Source organism: bacterium, assembly GCA_035454885.1.
GTDB lineage: Bacteria > UBA10199 > UBA10199 > JACPAL01.
On record DATIGE010000072.1, the window covers coordinates 1 to 2,278 of the forward strand.

Annotated in this window: 3 protein-coding genes; all 3 read left to right on the forward strand. The window is 65.6% G+C overall.

Going from position 1 to position 2,278, the window contains the following annotated elements; genetic code table 11:
* A partial coding sequence (locus tag VLJ37_12260; protein ID HSA60444.1) for a hypothetical protein occupies positions 1–636 on the forward strand: 636 nt, incomplete at its 5' end.
* A gap of 34 nt (positions 637–670) precedes the next feature.
* On the forward strand, positions 671–1,582 hold the full coding sequence (locus VLJ37_12265) for a hypothetical protein (protein HSA60445.1): 912 nt from the start codon (positions 671–673) through the stop codon (positions 1,580–1,582).
* A gap of 140 nt (positions 1,583–1,722) precedes the next feature.
* Positions 1,723–2,278: hypothetical protein (locus tag VLJ37_12270; GenBank protein ID HSA60446.1), on the forward strand; the 556-nt coding region annotated here is incomplete at its 3' end.

Genomic DNA, 2,278 nt, shown 5'->3' on the forward strand with positions numbered 1-2,278 from the left:
GCCGAAAAGACGGCCTCGGAGGTGAGCTTCGGGGTCGTCACCAACAAGGCGATCACGATCGCCCCGAGATTCGTCCTCCAGGGACAGACGGCCGGACTTCAGAAAAACTATTACCCCGACCCCAAGGCCTACGAGGTGGACGCGAGCCAGATCGGCCAGGCGACGAGCTTCAGCTTCAAGACGCCCGACACGCTGCCGGCCGGGACCTACACGGTCATCTTCGACGTCAAGGCCGAGGACGGGACGACGAAGAGATTGTCGACGACCATGACGATCGCTCCGAAACCCAAGACCGTCGAGGTCGCCTCCGTTCGCAAGACGGGCAGCAGCCCGTACATCGGCGACCGCCTCTCCGTCTGGGTCACGATGGAGAAGGAGGCGCCGGAGGACACGTCGGTCGACGTCGTCGTCGGCAACGCCAAGGCCTCCGGAGTCGTCAAGAAGGGCCAGAAGGAATCGGAGGAGATCAAGGTGTGGGGCCCGGGCCAGGCGCGCAGCGCGGCGGGCGGCGGCGAACACGTCATTCAAGCGACGCCGAAGGGCGGCAAGACGTTCAACGGCCCCTCGGTCTCCGTGCCCGGTGGTGGCGGCGGCGCCCCGGGGCCCAAGGGACCGCGCAAGCCGGCGGGCCAGTAGCACTCGGAATCAACCAAGCGATCAGGAGGCAATTATGGTTTGCAACGGTTCCTTTATGACCCCCGCCCTCGGCGGGACGAACACGATGGTGCAGATGTTTTACCAACTGTCGGCGGGCGCCTTGAACGACGCGACCGGCCTGCCGATGAGCATCCCTCTCCGGATTCCGGACACGATCGATCTGTCGATCCTGGCCAATGCCGACGCCCGCAAGTGCTTTGGGGATCTCATCAAGGGCGCCGGCAGCGAGGGCCTGACGAAGAACGTGGTGGAGATCGAGGGCGAGCTCTACGCCTTCCTGACCGGAAAGGACCCAAGCGACGCGGAGACCGCCGACATCGTCGCCGCCTTTCAGGGGGCCCAGGGCAAGACCATCACCAAGGACGCCTTCATCACGGCCTATTGCGGCGAGGACGCGAAGGGCGAGTGCGACGCCGCGCGCCTGGGCGCGCAGCCCCTGGTGGCCTACGTCGAGAGCATGAAGGCGGCCGTCGATCCGTCCTACAAGACGCCGAATCAACGGCGGGACGAAGCGGTGAAGAAAGCGAGCGAGAAACTCGCCCAGTCGCACGAGGCCGAGAAGGCCGAAATCGCTCAGGAGCGCGACGATGCCGCCCTGTTGTCCAACATCTTCATGGGCACGACGGGCGGACTCGGGGCGGTCGTCCTGTATCTCGGCCTGAGGGCCGTCTGGCGGCGATGGGCGGCGAACCGCACCGTCGTCGAAAATGCCCACCCTGCCGCCCAAGTGGCGGTCCAATCGCAGCTGGCCAACATGGCGGATCAAGGCATGCCCCCCGCGCCCCGGGCCCCCGTCGAGAGGCGAGAAACGAGGGTGAATCCCCCCATCCCGGCCGCGACCGCTGCACCGGCCCCCCCGCCGGAAGAGATCGCCGTCGCCCTGGCGGATCTCGAAAACGAAGGAGCTGCAAGAGGACAGACCTGACATTTCAATTATTTCAACTCTGCGCTTCAAATTTCAGAGGGGCGTCCGGCCGAAGTTGAACAAACAACATTAATTACAGTGACTTAGGCAGGATGCGCCGGCGGCCTGAGGGTGGCACAGGGATTGCTCATTGACCCTGTATGGACCGACGCGGACCGACCGACAACGTGATCGATCAGATCCGCTCCTGCCTGGACGCCGCCACCAGCCAGCCCGGCCTCGTGAAGGCCAGCGTCACCCAGACCGAGGGGTACCTGAGGGGACTCCAAGGCCTGCCTTGGGAGACGCCGCCCGCCCCCTCCCCCTCGCCTCACGATGCCGGCGCCCTCTTCCTCAACGACGTCCGCCATGGCAAAGTCGCCCTCCGGGGCCGCCTCAAGAAGGGCTCGGCCTCCTCCCTCAAGGCCTTCCTCCAGGGACTGTGCGAGACCTTTCCCGAGGCGGAAAAAAAACCGTTCGCCGGAGCCTTGGGACGGCTTTGGGTCCGCTGGGGCGCGGATCGAAAGGAAGCGGCGTTCGAGACCGGACGGCGCGCCGGGCAAATTCTCAAACGGGACTATGAGGAAGGCGTCGCCGGCGATCTGTCCGCCTATCTCCTCGATGATCGCCTTCATCTGCGGAACGTCCGCGACTACCTCCTCATGCGCGGCTGGCTCCAGGGCGTCATCGAATGCCTGCGCCGCCGTCCCGACTGGG

Bases quoted from the DNA above. Each gene is read 5' to 3' on its own strand.
- VLJ37_12265 (HSA60445.1), top strand. From the start codon at position 671: ATGGTTTGCAACGGTTCCTTTATGACCCCCGCCCTCGGCGGGACGAAC.